The following is a 12693-nucleotide window of genomic DNA, read 5'->3' as shown; positions in this document are numbered from 1 at the left end:
GACTCAGCGCGATGGTTGGCCTTGTTGTTGTGTCACACAGCCGTGCGCTCGCTCGGGCGGCCGTGGCATTGGCCCAGGAAATGCTGCACGGCCGCCAGGTGCGGATCGCGATCGCCGCCGGGCTGGACGAGAACACCTTTGGCACCGACGCGACGCAGATCGTCGAGGCGATCACCGACGCGGACCAGGGCGAAGGCGTCGTGGTCCTGATGGACCTGGGTAGCGCGGTGCTGTCCGCCGAACTGGCCCTGGAGCTGCTCGACGAGCCACACCGGGACGGTGTGCTGCTCTGCCCGGCGCCCCTGGTCGAGGGCCTGGTGGTCGCCGCCGTGGCAGCGGCGGGCGGTGCGGACCGGCACGAGGTAGCCGCGGAGGCACTGGCCGCGCTGGCCGGCAAGGCCGCACAGCTGCCGACCGCCGCCCCGGAGGAGCACCCCGCGCGGGACACCGCGAAGAGCGGTGACCTGAGCGGGGTGTTCACCGTGAGCAACGCGCATGGACTGCACGCCCGCCCGGCCGCTCGGCTGGTGCAGGAGGTGCGCCGGCTGGACGCCGAGGTGAGGCTCCGCAACCGCACCACCGGCACGCCCTGGGTGCCCGCCGGCAGCCTGTCCAAGGTCGCCACGCTGGGCGCCCTGCACGGGCACGAGGTGGAGATCGAGGTCAGCGGCAACCAGGCCAGGGAGGCGCTCAGCCACATCCTCGCGCTGGCCGCGCGCAACTTCGACGAGACCGACGAGGCGCCCGCCGAGGTCGCCCCGGCGATCCTGTCCCGCGAGCCCAGGGCCGCCTCCCCGGGCGTCGGCATCGGGCCGGCCCGGTCCACCCGGTTCGGCCCGATCGAGGTGCCCGACGAGACGGCGGACGACCCGGCCACCGAGTGGCGCCGGCTGGGCAAGGCGCTGGCCGCGGTGCGCCGCAACGTCCGGCAGCTGCGGGTGCGTACCGCCCGCGAGCTGAGCGAGGACGAGGCCGCGATCTTCGACGCGCACCTGCTGCTGCTGGACGACGCCGAGCTGCTCGACCAGGCCCGCGAGCGGATCAACGGCGGCCTGGCCGCCGCGCCGGCCTGGCACGCCGCCGTCGGCCGGTTGCACGACGAGCTGGCCGCGTTGACCGACCCGTACCTGCAGGCCAGGGCCGCCGACGTGCGCGCGGTCGGGGACCAGGTGCTGCGCTCCCTGCTCGGCATCACCGGCCCGGCGGCTCAGGGCGCGGCCGGCGTGCTGGTGGCTGGCGACCTCACCCCGGCGGAGGCCGCCGAACTCCAGCCCGACCAGGTGGTCGCGGTGCTGATGGCGTTCTCCAGCCCCAACGCGCACAACGCGATCCTGCTGCGGGCCAAGGGCATCCCGACCGTGGTCGGGGCCGGGCAGGCCGTGCTGAACATCGAGGACGGCGAGCTGGTCGCGGTGGACGGCGGCCGGGGCGAGTATGTCGTCAACCCACCCGCCGAGGTCCGCGAGGCCTACGCCGCCCGGGCCGCCGAGCTGGCCGAGCGCAGCACCCTCGCGCTGAAGCATGCCGCCGCGCCCGCGCACACCCGGGACGGGGCGGAGGTGCTGGTCGCCGCGAACATCGGCGCCGTGTCGGACGCCCGGGTGGCGGCCGAGATGGGCGCCGACCTGGCCGGCCTGGTGCGCACCGAGTTCCTGTTCATGGGCCGTGCCGCCGCACCGGACATCGACGAGCAGGAGGCGGTGTACCGGGAGATCGCGGAGGCCCTGGGCGGCCGGCGGATCACCCTGCGCACCTTGGACATCGGCGGAGACAAGCCGCTGGACTTCCTGCCCAGCCCGGGTGAGGCGAACCCGTTCCTCGGGGTGCGCGGCATCCGGCTCTCGCTGAACCACCCGCAACTGCTCACCGACCAGCTGGTGGCGATCGTGCGGGTCGCGCACGACACCCCGGTGAGCGTGATGTTCCCGATGGTCAGCAACCTGGACGAGCTGCTCGCCGCGCGGCGGCTGCTCGACGACGCGATCAAACAGGTCGGCCGGGGCCAGCCGGACGAGCTGCAGGTCGGCATCATGATCGAGGTGCCGGGGGCGGCCCTGAAGGCCGCCACCTTTGCCTTGCACGTCGACTTCTTCAGCATCGGCACCAACGACCTCACCCAGTACGCGATGGCCGCCGACCGCAACAACGACGCGGTGGCCGAGGTGGGCGACCCGTTCGATCCCGGCGTGCTCCAGCTGATCGAGGCCACCTGCAGGGGCGCCGGCGACCAGGCGCTGGTCGCGGTGTGCGGCGAGATCGCCTCCGACGAGCGCGCCGCCGCCCTGCTGGTCGGCCTGGGTGTGCGCGAGCTCAGCGTGACGCCTCGGGCGATCCCGGGCACCAAACAGACCGTCCGCTCCCTGGACAGCCAGCACGCCACGACGCTGGCCAAACTCGCGCTGCACGCGGACAGCGCGGCCACCGCGCGGGAGATCGTCACACCGCTGACCACGGTGGATCACCGCGCATGACCGGCCGAGAGGGGTGGTAGTCACCATTGAGTGACCGTCGGGGCGCGACACCACCGTTGATGTCGCTACCCCGCTGATCTTTCCGGGCAACGCCGGCGAGCAGGCCGCACGCGTGGAGGGTGCCCGCTTCGTTCATCTGCCTGTATCTCCCGGCGCGACCTTCTTGGCGCCGGTTCGCGAGCTTTTGTCCGAGGGGGGCAAAGACGATGGAGTCTGCCGACGAACTGAACCTGCTCGAAACACTGGCCGAGCAGTACCGAAAGCCGTGCGGCGAGGTGATGGCGCCGATACCCGGGCAGTCCTGGCGGTGCGCGCTGCCGGACAACCACGATCGCATCGAGGGCCACCTCGCCGAGGACGGGACGGCGTGGTGAACGGCCTGGCGGTCGGGGTCGAGCACACCGTGACCTACCGGGTCGGCGAGCGGCACATGGTGCGCCGGTTGCTGCCCGAGGTGGACGAGTTCGTGCGCAAACCGGAGGTGATGGCCTCCGGCTGGCTGGTCGGGGTGTGCGAGTGGCCGGCCATGGCCGCGCTGCGCGCATACCTGACCGACGCCGAGTGTTCCCTCGGCGCCCGGATCGAGATCTCCCACCTGGCCCCGGTCCCGACCGGCGCCACCCTGTCCGCCACCGCTCGCTGCGTGGAGGTGGCCGGCCGGTACTCCGAGTGGTCGGTGCGGGCGTGGGACGACCGTGAACTGGTCGCGGCCGGCGTCCTCGGCTTCGTCGTGGTGGACCTGGCCGCCTTCATCCGCGGCCGGCTGGCCCCCAAACTCACCTCGCTCCGGGAGCGCGAGCGCGCGGTCGCCTAGACCTGACCCTTGGTCAGTTCGGTGGTGAACGCGCGGAGGTCGGCGATCAGGTCGTGGGGCTGTTCCAGGGCGGCGAAGTGACCGCCGTGCTCCACGTCGGTCCACCGGGCGATGGTGTTGCCGTACTCGGAGAAGCCACGGATCGACGGATCCTCGGCGAAAGCGATCACCGCCGTCGGCACGCCGGAGTTCTTGAAACCGGCGGGATCGGCAAACAGCGAGCCGTACTCGGCGTACACGTTGTTGGCGGCCGACGTGGCGGTGCGGGTCAGCCAGTAGAGCAGCACGTTGGCCAGCTGCCGGCGGCGGTAGCGCGGGTCGGCCAGGGCGGCGGGCGAGTGGGTCCAGGCCTCAACCTTCTCCACGATCCAGGTCAGCAGCGCGGCCGGCGAGTCCTCCAGCCGTAGCCGATGGTCTGCGGGCGGGTCGACTGGATGACGTTGTACCCGTTGCCGTCGGTGAGGAAGTTGCCGATGGCCGCCAGGCGGCGCTGCTCGACCGGGGTCAGCCCGGCCAGCGTCGGCTCGTCGACCGGACCCATCGGGATGAACCCGATGGTCGCGGCGTTGACGTGGATGCCGATCACGTGCGCGGGATCCACCCGGCCCAGGTGCGGCGCCAGCACCGCCCCGTGGTCGCCACCCTGCACCAGGTAGCGGTCGTACCCGAGCGAGGCCATCAGCGTGGCGTAGGCGCGCGAGGTGCGATCGACACCCCAGCCCGCCTGGGTGGTGGGCCCGGAAAGGCCGGTGCCGGGGTGGGAAGGGATCACCACGTGGAATGCCGGGTCGTCGGTCGAGTCCGGCGCGCGGTCAGCGGCCCGACCAGGTCGATCAGCTCGACCACCGTGCCGGGCCATCCGTGCAGGACCAGCAGCGGAAGGGCGTTCTCCCGGACCGCACGTGCACGAAGTGGATCGACTCCCCGTCGATCTCGGCGACGAACTGCGGGAGCGCGTTCAGCTCGTCGCGCAACAGCCGCCAGTCGAACTCGGCCAGTTCCTCGGCCCAGGCCTTCGCCTGCTCGACCGGAACTCCCTTCGACCAGCCGGACACCCCGGGCAGCGGCTCGGGCCAGCGCGTGCGGGCGAGGCGGCGGCGCAGGTCGTCAATGTCCGCCTCGTCGACGGTGAAGGTGTACGGCTGCACGGGGAGCTCCCTCGGTTGTGGCGGACGGTGGCTCGGGTCGTCACCACTCCAGTGGGACGATCAAGGGGTCCAGCAGGGCGCGTAGCGGGGCGTTGTCGCCCTCGTGGGCGAACTTGGCCGCGGTGACGTTCTCCGTCCGGTCCAGGCCGGCCCAGCGCACCCGGTAGCCCGCCTCACGCGCCAGCTGGCCGCAGAAGGCGCGCTGGGTGCGGCCGTTGCCCTCGCGGAAGGGGTGCAGGCCGTTGATGTCCGCCAGCAGCTCGGTGAGGCCGTCCAGGAACTCCTCGCGGCCGAGCCCGCGCAGGTAGTCGTCGTCGGCCAGCCAGCCGAAGATCTCGGCGGCCTCGGCCGGGATGCGCTCGGGCGGGCAGAACAGCTGCCCCTTGCCGATGGAGACGGTGCGCAGCTCCCCCGCCCAGCCGTACACGTCGCCGAAGATGAACCGATGGAACCCTCGCAAGTGCTCCAGGTCGTAGTCACCGGTCAGCGGCGCGAGCTCCAGCTCGGCCATTGCCAGCGCGGCCAGGTCCGCTTCGGCGGCCGCCAGCTCGACGGGGTCGGTGATGCCCAGGCGGTTGCGCAGCACGCCGTGCGTCAGATCGAGATACGGATCCCAGGCGGTCACCTGCTATAGCGTGCCAGCAGGCGCTGGCGAACCTCCTCCGAGGTCAGCCTGCCCGCGACGACCTCTTCGAAGAGCTCCAGGGCTTCGGGACTGGGTTCCAGGCCCTCGGCGCGCACCGAGCCCAGTGCGTTGTCCAGGGCCTCACGCCGCCGGTCCACCTCGGTGAGCTCGCGATAGCGCTGAGCGGAGATCACCACGGCCTCCGGCCGGCGGTGCGCGCCGACGTAAATAGGCGCCGCGTCCGGCTCCTGCACCCGCCTCAACGTGCCGGCCAGGTCCTCGCGAAACTCCCGCACGGACAACACCTCGGGCACTGTCATACCCCGAGACTAGCCCACGTGTACACGTTCGCGTACACCTTCGCCCGATTCGACACTCGGTGTCACGCCGAGGCTACCGCGCGTGGATCCGGGAATTCCAAATCCTGGTCGGCGTGTCGGCGCGCTGTGTCGCCGCTAACACGGTAGAAAAATGGGATGACCACCGAACGTGTTGCTGGGAAGCCCGGGCCCAAGCCCAAGGGCGTCCGAGTGCAGTTCCCTACCTACCTGCCGGTTGAGCTGCATCGGGAGGTAGAGGCACTGGCCAAGCGCGACGGTATCGCCATGACCTGGGTGGTAACCCGGTTGATCGCCCAGGCTCTTGGGCGACCGGTCCCCGCCTACTGCTTCCCCACCGGAGCCAAGCAAGGAGAGCTGCCGTTGAACGAAGCCTCATAACAAATAACGGGGCGGTCCCCTTGGTAAGGGACCGCCCCGTCTAAGTCGCTCCGGCATCGGGTGGCAGCCCGAAGCCGGCGCTCATGCCCTGGTTACCCACCAGGGCCCTGCACTCCTCCGGCCTGAAGGAGCTCAGCGCCTCTCGGCGCCCGATTTTGCATGCCCAAGATAACGCGTCCTCCTACGCGTACGTCAACCGCGACACCACTTTCACCCCCAGAAATTTCCGGTTGGTGCGCGATTTGTTATGCCGACGGCGAGTTTGTCCCCGCCTGGGACCAACCGAACGGCAAAGAGTGTGCTGTTCACGCGGGGGTCCCTGCTGCCTCAAACAGCTCGTCCGGCGATGCCGACACCTCGGGAACGGACCCGTCGGGCACCGCCGTGGCCGGCCGCCGGCCCGCTTCCGACTCCCCCGGACCCGGCCGCTTCGGCGACCCGACCCGGCGCGCTCAGCCCCGACGCACCGGCCGGGGCGTCGCCCGCCGGGTGGCCAACAGCCGCCGCTACGGCCGGGCCCGGGCGGCCGCCCGCATCGAACGAGGACGCTACGAGCCGCACCCCGGCCTGGAGAACTTCCTCCCACCCGGCCGGCTGCGTGACCAGGACACCGCGCTGCGCGTGGTGGAGGCGCTGATTGACGCGCAGACCTGGCGGGCGGATCGTAAGCGCGCCTGGCGGGCCATCCTGCGCCGGCTGGTGTGCAGCATGGACTGGTCCTCCGGGCTGGTCGCCGCGGTCCGGGCGGAGGAGTTCGCCGCCGCCGGCGACCGGGCCACCCGCACGGTGTCACGGGTGATCGCGTGGGCGGTGGAGGCCGGGTTCGTCGTGGTGGCTGAGCGGGCCGCGTCGGCCGCCTTCCTCGGCACCGGGCGGGGCCGCACACCGACGTACGCGCTCTACGTTCCGGCCGATGTCACGCTGACCAGCGACGATGCTGTAGATGGCGACCTCCCCACTGTGTGCTTAAGTACTCAAAAACCCTTGCGTGGCAGACGGCCACTTCCAGCGCACACCCGCACTCACAAATGGCCAGTTTTCGGCGTCCCCCAGACCCCCTCCGACCGCACCAAAGCAACAACGTGCCTGTTAGAAAGACTTGGCCTAGACCGTGGACGGGTATCGAGGGTGCACGTTTGGCGCGCCCGGGCTCAGCTCAAGCGGTGGTGGGACGCCGGGGCTTGCCCAGCCGGCCTGTTGTTTGCGGTAGACCACCATCCGGATCGGCCGGACCGACACCGGGGCGATGCGTTCCGGGGTGCCCGGGATCCGCTGCGGGTACTGGGTTACCGGCTCAAGCCGTGGACCGACCGGCTGCACGAACTGCCCATCACCGAGCAGGGCATTCCCGGCGACTACACCGCCGCGTGGGCGCGCAACCACCCCGCCGACCCGCCGAGCCGGACTTCCCGGGAAACCCCGGTCAACGTACCGGTGAGCAGCCAGCAAACCCCGGCCGCCAACCCCGCGCCACCCAAGCCGGCGTGGCAACCGACCAGCAGCGCCGAACACCGGGCCCGCCTACGTGCCGAGTTCACCCACCGCCGCCGCACCCACCCCCCGAAGTGACCCATCCCCGAGGCGCTCCGTCACCGCGGCCCACCACCACCCCGCTCGATGCGGCCTGGCTCCGTGGGCGGTGGAAACGGCGTTTACAGGTCGGGGGTGGAGAGGAGGCGGATGAGCTCGGCGAGTTCGTCCGCGGTGAAGGTTCGGCGGATCGCGTCGGCCGCTGCCCGCGGGGTGCTGACCCGGATGCTCCGGGCCGGCTTCTTCTCCGGCTCGTCCGCCTTGATCCGCCGGTACGGCTTGCCCGCCGCAAAGATCTTCCGCTGCTCCACGACCGGCAGTTCGCCGATCTCGCGGGCCCGTTCGATGGTCAGCTCGCCGTGCTCAAGCGCCTGGCGGAGCTCCGGGATCAGCTTGAGCAGGGCCAACCGCTGCACCACGTACATGTGCGACTTGCCGATCCGCCGGCCCAGCTCGCGCTTGGAGATGGACGAGGTGCGCAGCACTTCGCTCATCGCCTCCGCCTCCAGCAGCGGCGGCAGATCCTTGCGCTGGCCGTTCTCCACCAGCATGACCTCGTACATCGAGGTCACCTGATCGTCGTTCACCAGGATGCCGACCTGGTCGAGCGGCGCCATCCGGGCCGCCCGCAGCCGACGGTTGCCGATCAGCACCACCCATCGGGCGTCGCCGACCGCCTCCCCCTGGTCCGGGAACTCGTCCAGGTACCTGGACGAGGAGCACACCACCAGCGGCTGGATGACGCCGTGCACCCTGATGGTCTCGGCCATCTCGGCGAGCTCGTCGTCCTTGCCGGTGGGCCGTTTGTTCAGCGGGTTGGTGGTGACCGTGCCGATCGGTACCAGCCGCACTCCCTCGGCGCTGGGTGGCTCGTTCACCACCGGCTCCGGGACGACGGAGACCGGGTAGCTCGGCGGACCGGCCGCTTCGAGGTCATCGGTCGCCAGTTCGGCCAGGTTGACGCGCTTGCCCATCACGCGACCCCCGCCCCGGGCCCGGTGGAAACGGCGTTTCCACTGTGGCCGGGTTTGACCTGGGAGGTCAGCCCGCCCAGCACCTCCAACGCCAGCTTGAAGAAGTCCTGCCTGGCCTCCAGGGCAACCCGGTTCTTCGGGTACTGCACCACCGTGACGCCCTCGGCGGCCGCGCGCGCGTGCAACTTGTAGCGACGGATGACGGTGTTGAAGGTGGGGAACCGCTTGAGGGCCAGGTAGTCCCGGGTCTGCTTGAGGTCCGTCTCCCCGTCGCGCGGGTCCCAGTTGTTGATGAGCACCCGCCAGGGCACACCGATCGGCGCGATCACCTTCTGGATGGTCCGGGCGGCCGGCGAGAAGGCCAACGGCTCCGGCTCGACCGGCACGATCACGTCGTCCGCCTGGCGCAGCACTTCTTCCAGGATCGGCTGGTTCTCCAGCGAGCCGGGGGTGTCTACGAAGATGTGCGCGTACCGGGTGATGGCGCGCAGCTTGGACAGCACCCGAGGGTTGTCGTCGCACTGCTCGAAGTCGAACGGCAGCTCGTCGCCGACCCGGGTCGCCCACTCCAGCATCGAGGCCTGGGGATCCGTGGACACGCCGAGCACCGGGGTTTCCTCCGGGGTACGCCCCAGGGTATCCGCGACGACGGCGGCGAGATTCACGGTGACGGTGGTCTTGCCGACCCCGCCCTTCTGGTTGGCAATGACGTGTACGTGTGCCACAGCTGAACCTCCGTGTGCTTCCCGACCGCGAACGGCCGGTACTTCGGATGGCTTGTGGAGATCAGCATTTCATTCCCGGGTTGCGCCGCTGCGCTGGGTATGCAAGTAAGTTGTACGTTTGACCAACAATCGTAGGCCAACATGCGTTGACTTTGGCCGACTGGCGGCATGGCTCGGACCACCTTCATGATCAGCAGGACACCACGGGAGACGGCCGGCGGCTCCCGTACGGGCCATCGGGTGGCCACGATGCGGACGTCGGCGGCCATCCGGGCGGGACGTCGAGCGACCACCGGCGATCTCGCGGTGACCACTGGCGAGCACCCTCGTGGTCGGGTTCGACCACTGGGCCGCGACCCTGTGCCTCGGCCCGGCGCTGCTGACCGCCTTCCTGGACGGTCTGCTGGCGGTCACCGGCTAGTCCGGATAGTCCGCGGGCAAACTTTCGTTTTTCTCCACCTTTTAACGTTCGGAAAGTTCCGATTTACCGAATCAACAGGCTCGGTCAAGCTGAGTTGCAGCAATGCTTCGCATATCGCCAAGGAGATCTTCATGAGTGCCCTGACAATCGATTACGCGGTGGTGGCCACCTCGAGCGGCGGTTACGCCGGCGCGGATCACCCCGCCGATCCGGAACGGGCAGCCGCCCGGAACGAGGGCGCCGCTACCCCCGCCGAGCCGAGCGAACCGGGCTCGATCCTGGTGATCGGTGACGACCACGCGGTCGCCGAGCTGGTGCCCGCGTGCCTGCGGTTCGCCGGGTTCCGGACCGTGCTGGCTCGCGGTGCGGACGAGGCGCTCGCCCGGGCCGAGCGGCACCGGCCGGAGCTGCTGGTGCTGGACGCCACGTTGCCGGGGGTGGACGCGTCCGCCCTGGCGCGCCTGCTGCGGCTGCGCCTCGGTTCCGGGGTGCCGATCCTGTTCCTGGTGGGCGGGCGGGGTGGCGAGCACTCGGCCATGTCGCTGACGGTGGGCGGAGACGACTACCTACCCAAGCCGTTCAGCCTGGACGAGCTGACCGCCCGGATCCGCGCCCTGCTGCGTCGCTTCGGGCGCCGTTCGGACGCGGTGCTGAGCTTCGCCGACCTCGAGTTCGACGAGGACACCCTCGAGCCCCGGCGGGCCGGCCGCCACCTGTACCTCACCCCGCAGGAGCGCCGGATCCTGCGCTACCTGCTGGTCAACGCGGGCCGGGTGATCACCCGCACGGAGATCGTCGAGCACGTCTGGCCCTACGACCACGTCGGTCACCGCCGGGTGCTCGACGTCCATATGTGCACCCTGCGCCGCAAGATCAACAAGATGGGCCCACCGCTGATCCACACCATGCATGGCGTGGGCTATGTGCTGCGCGACCCGCGCGCCAACAAGCGTTGACTAATGTCGAAAATATGTGTCCGTGAGGTATTATCGACATATGTTGATCGGGTATGCGCGGGTGGCCACCGCCGAGCAGCACCCTGAGTCGCAGATCGACGCGTTAACCCGGGCCGGCGTCGACCCGGACAACATCCACATCGACACCTCGGGCGGGGCCAAGGGCTCGCGGCCCCGGCTGGACCGGGTACTGGACTTCGCCCGGGCCGGGGACACCCTGGTGGTGACCCGGTTGGACCGGATCGGCCGTTCGGTGCCGCACCTGGTCGGGCTGGGCGCGCGGTTGCGGGCCCGGGACATCGGGTTGCGGGTGTTGGAGCAGGGCGTTGACACCGGCACCGTCGAGGGCCGGGCGATGTTCGGCATGCTCACCGTGCTGGAGGAGCTGCGCCGAGACCTGGCCGTGGCCAACACCCAGGAAGGCGTGGCCGTCGCCCGCGCGCAGGGCCGCCGGGGCGGCCGCCCGCCCAAGATCACTCCCGAGCAGGCTAGCGCCGCGCAACACCTCTACAACGAGGGCAAACACACCGTCGCCGAGATCGCCGAACGCCTGGGCGTCAAACGCGGCACCCTCTACGGCTACCTGGACAAGTCCACCGTCGGTACGCGTCCCCGAGCCCGCAAACCCTCCCCGATTCAGTCACTTCAGCAGGCCGATTCAGTCACTTCCGGGGGTCATCCGCACCAGGCACCGCCGGCGGACGACGCGGTAGTCGCGCAACCCGACAATCCCGCGCATAAGTCTGGCTCGGCGGATCCACCCGCCCCCGCGACCGGCACCGACCGCCCCAGGTTGATCAACTCGTCGCGTTCAGCTGAACGCACCGCACCCGCGGGCCGGCCGCCGGGGATAGCGGTGATCCCGGGTGCGGCCGCCCCCGCGCACCCGAACGCACTCCCCAACCCGCAACCGGCATCCCGCCCGGCCAGGGCGTTGCGCTCCACCGACGCCACCCGCACCCGCCGAGCCGCCCCACACCCCGCGCCCCGCCCGAGCGGTACCAAGTGCCCGAACTGCGGCCACCGCCCCACCCACTTCCGCGACCGCATCCGGCAGCGCCAGGACCTCGCGCTGATCTGGCTCTACCCCGACCCTGACCACCCCGGCCGCGTCGTGGAACGCCGACACTGCACCGAGTGCCAACCCCACGAACAGGTCGCCAACGTGGAATGCGCGCACTGCGCCGACGGCCCCCTGCTCACCAGTACGTTCGCCACCGCCCCCGACGGCCTACCCGAACCCGTACGCCGCTGGCTCGCTGCGCAAGGCTGGCAGATCGACGGCCGCCGCTGGGCCTGCCGCAAACACACCCACCTGGACTGAAGGCCCAGGGACAGCCGCGAAGCGCGTCGTTATACCGCACGTGATCTCCTATGGCGGACCGGCTAGACTCCCCCGCCATGGGCTCCCCCGACCCGCGCGTGGTGCGCCAGCTACGGCACGACGTAGACGACGTCTACAGCCTGCTCAACACGACCAACAAGACCGTTGCGACCGTCGTGGAGACCCAGCGTGAGCACGGCGTGCAGCTCACCAAGCTGCAGCAGACGGTAGATCTGCATGGCGAGCGGCTGGATCGAATGGATGGCCGGCTGGATCGAGTGGAAACCGCGCTCGGGGAGATCCTCGATCTGTTGCGCCGGCCGGAGCGGTCAGGTCAGGCGTAGCCGCTCGCGGGTGGTGGGGTCGGACTCCGCGCCGGCGGCGGTGGAGTGGCGCAGGCCGTTGTAGACCAGATCCCACAGCGCGGGGTTTGCCTCGACCAGGCCCAAGGGCAGGTCCAGTCGCGTGCCGTCCCGACCGGTCAGCTGGAGGGCGTCCCCGGTGAGCGCGATCCGGGACAGGTCGTAGGTGCCGACGCACTCCCCACGACCCGACCCCTCCCCCACCCAGTCCACGCCGGCGTACACCAGCTGCTTGCGGTGCTGCAGGTAGCGGATCCCGGTGTAGCCGGCGGTCACCAGCACGATGATCACCGCCCAGACCCGGATCTCCTCGCCCCAGGCGAAGCCGTCCCTGCGGGCCGCGTCGACCAGCAGGTACGCCGTCACCAGCACCGCCAGGACGAGGCCGGAGACCAGCGGGTACCGGACGGCGAACCAGAGCGCGTTCCGCCGCCGGGCCTGCACCACCTCCAGGATCGGTTCGGCACGGGCGAACCAGCGCTGGTCCAGGCCCGGTCGGTGGCTCACGGTGTCGCGGTTGCGTTCGGGGAACCCGGCCCAGGCCCCGACCACGGCGGGCGCCCGGGGTGGGGCGGGCTCGCCCATCGAGTTGGGGCGGGGCGGCAGCGCGGCGGCCGTCATGGG

At 70.6% G+C, this 12693-nt stretch carries 15 protein-coding genes and 1 pseudogene; 8 read left to right on the top strand and 8 right to left on the bottom strand.

All coding sequences use genetic code 11. The features are described 5' to 3' along the window. Positions 1–11: 11 nt before the first annotated feature. From ptsP to ABEB12_RS39395, 3 genes are all read left to right on the top strand, one after another. Positions 12–2471: a phosphoenolpyruvate--protein phosphotransferase gene (gene ptsP / locus ABEB12_RS39405; protein ID WP_185063193.1), complete on the top strand. Its 2460-nt coding sequence runs from the start codon at positions 12–14 to the stop codon at positions 2469–2471. Between the two features lie 206 nt (positions 2472–2677). Continuing rightward, positions 2678–2845, top strand: a complete 168-nt coding sequence (locus ABEB12_RS39400; RefSeq protein ID WP_185063194.1) for a hypothetical protein — start codon at positions 2678–2680, stop codon at positions 2843–2845. Then, on the top strand, positions 2839–3285 hold the full coding sequence (locus tag ABEB12_RS39395) for a thioesterase, FlK family (protein ID WP_185063195.1): 447 nt from the start codon (positions 2839–2841) through the stop codon (positions 3283–3285). The genes ABEB12_RS39400 and ABEB12_RS39395 overlap by 7 nt, the downstream gene beginning before the upstream one ends. Here the strand turns inward: ABEB12_RS39395 and ABEB12_RS39390 are convergent. From ABEB12_RS39390 to ABEB12_RS39370, 5 genes and pseudogenes are all read right to left on the bottom strand, one after another. Then, on the bottom strand, positions 3282–3650 hold the full coding sequence (locus ABEB12_RS39390) for an alpha/beta fold hydrolase (RefSeq protein WP_345703536.1): 369 nt from the start codon (positions 3648–3650) through the stop codon (positions 3282–3284). The two genes, ABEB12_RS39395 and ABEB12_RS39390, sit on opposite strands and share 4 nt — an antisense overlap. Before the next feature lie 8 nt (positions 3651–3658). Continuing rightward, positions 3659–4060 carry a hypothetical protein gene (locus ABEB12_RS39385; protein ID WP_345703535.1) on the bottom strand — a complete coding sequence of 134 codons (402 nt, stop codon included), beginning with the start codon at positions 4058–4060 and terminating at the stop codon, positions 3659–3661. Next, a pseudogene (locus ABEB12_RS39380) lies at positions 4054–4433 on the bottom strand (epoxide hydrolase N-terminal domain-containing protein). The gene ABEB12_RS39385 and the pseudogene ABEB12_RS39380 overlap by 7 nt, the downstream one beginning before the upstream one ends. A gap of 40 nt (positions 4434–4473) precedes the next feature. After that, complete coding sequence (locus ABEB12_RS39375; protein ID WP_185063196.1) at positions 4474–5058, bottom strand: Fic family protein; 585 nt, start codon at positions 5056–5058, stop codon at positions 4474–4476. Then, on the bottom strand, positions 5055–5378 hold the full coding sequence (locus ABEB12_RS39370) for an antitoxin VbhA family protein (protein WP_185063197.1): 324 nt from the start codon (positions 5376–5378) through the stop codon (positions 5055–5057). Before ABEB12_RS39370 ends, ABEB12_RS39375 begins: the two co-directional genes overlap by 4 nt. A gap of 156 nt (positions 5379–5534) precedes the next feature. Here ABEB12_RS39370 and ABEB12_RS39365 point away from each other — a divergent pair, with 156 nt between their 5' ends. Next, on the top strand, positions 5535–5777 hold the full coding sequence (locus tag ABEB12_RS39365; protein WP_185063198.1) for a hypothetical protein: 243 nt from the start codon (positions 5535–5537) through the stop codon (positions 5775–5777). Between the two features lie 384 nt (positions 5778–6161). Next, positions 6162–7346, top strand: a complete 1185-nt coding sequence (locus tag ABEB12_RS39360; protein ID WP_185063199.1) for a hypothetical protein — start codon at positions 6162–6164, stop codon at positions 7344–7346. An 83-nt stretch (positions 7347–7429) separates the two neighbouring features. On the opposite strand, the gene ABEB12_RS39355 is transcribed toward ABEB12_RS39360, so the two are convergent. After that, on the bottom strand, positions 7430–8281 hold the full coding sequence (locus tag ABEB12_RS39355) for a ParB/RepB/Spo0J family partition protein (RefSeq protein ID WP_185063200.1): 852 nt from the start codon (positions 8279–8281) through the stop codon (positions 7430–7432). Continuing rightward, positions 8281–9006: an AAA family ATPase gene (locus ABEB12_RS39350; protein ID WP_185063201.1), complete on the bottom strand. Its 726-nt coding sequence runs from the start codon at positions 9004–9006 to the stop codon at positions 8281–8283. Before ABEB12_RS39350 ends, ABEB12_RS39355 begins: the two co-directional genes overlap by 1 nt. A gap of 552 nt (positions 9007–9558) precedes the next feature. Here ABEB12_RS39350 and ABEB12_RS39345 point away from each other — a divergent pair. The 3 genes from ABEB12_RS39345 (at position 9559) to ABEB12_RS39335 (ending at position 12051) form a co-directional block, all read left to right on the top strand. Then, positions 9559–10383, top strand: a complete 825-nt coding sequence (locus ABEB12_RS39345) for a winged helix-turn-helix domain-containing protein (RefSeq protein WP_221498430.1) — start codon at positions 9559–9561, stop codon at positions 10381–10383. A 40-nt stretch (positions 10384–10423) separates the two neighbouring features. Beyond that, positions 10424–11707, top strand: a complete 1284-nt coding sequence (locus ABEB12_RS39340) for a recombinase family protein (protein WP_185063202.1) — start codon at positions 10424–10426, stop codon at positions 11705–11707. 77 nt (positions 11708–11784) lie between these two features. Then, positions 11785–12051 carry a hypothetical protein gene (locus tag ABEB12_RS39335; protein ID WP_185063203.1) on the top strand — a complete coding sequence of 89 codons (267 nt, stop codon included), beginning with the start codon at positions 11785–11787 and terminating at the stop codon, positions 12049–12051. On the opposite strand, the gene ABEB12_RS39330 is transcribed toward ABEB12_RS39335, so the two are convergent. Then, a complete protein-coding gene (locus ABEB12_RS39330; protein ID WP_185063204.1) occupies positions 12037–12690 on the bottom strand; it encodes a hypothetical protein in 654 nt (217 codons plus the stop codon). The two genes, ABEB12_RS39335 and ABEB12_RS39330, sit on opposite strands and share 15 nt — an antisense overlap. Positions 12691–12693: the final 3 nt, after the last annotated feature.

Source organism: Actinospineispora eucalypti (genome assembly GCF_039543365.1).
Classification (GTDB): domain Bacteria; phylum Actinomycetota; class Actinomycetes; order Mycobacteriales; family Pseudonocardiaceae; genus Pseudonocardia; species Pseudonocardia eucalypti.
The sequence above is the reverse complement of the archived record's forward strand: the minus strand, read 5'-3'. Positions and strand labels throughout refer to the sequence as shown.